The 396-nt window shown below is 45.7% G+C and carries 1 protein-coding gene; it reads right to left on the reverse strand.

Annotated features, from left to right (window positions below; all coding sequences use genetic code 11):
* On the reverse strand, nt 1-396 hold a 396-nt coding region (locus tag SB752_RS31995; protein WP_410719441.1), incomplete at both ends, for a glycoside hydrolase family 99-like domain-containing protein.

Consider the following 396-nt stretch of genomic DNA (forward strand, 5'->3'; position numbering starts at 1 on the left):
CTCTTTTGTGAATTGGACAAGCTGATGCAACCAGAATCTGTACAGATCAGGGGATGAATAAATAATTGTATGAGGATTGTTCTGCCGACGTGCAGTGTTATCCCATGATGGAATAATCCCCCGATACCACAGATAATCCTTTGTAGTACGTTCCATCGATTGAGCGATTATTTTCCTATAATCAATCAACCCACCAACAAACTTCTCATTCAACAGCTGCGGAAATTTGTCAGGACGATTTTCGGGCCCAATAAATGTATGCGGAGGAAACTCGACCGCGGCATCGAACCCCCATACACGTGGATCTTCGATTCCATAAAATTGCACGGCGCAGAGGTGCAAGTCGGGGATGCCGTGCTTTCTGGCAATTTCTCGCCATCTCGAAACTGTGGCTTT

This window comes from Brevibacillus sp. SIMBA_040, assembly GCF_046535075.1.
Taxonomy (GTDB): domain Bacteria; phylum Bacillota; class Bacilli; order Brevibacillales; family Brevibacillaceae; genus Brevibacillus.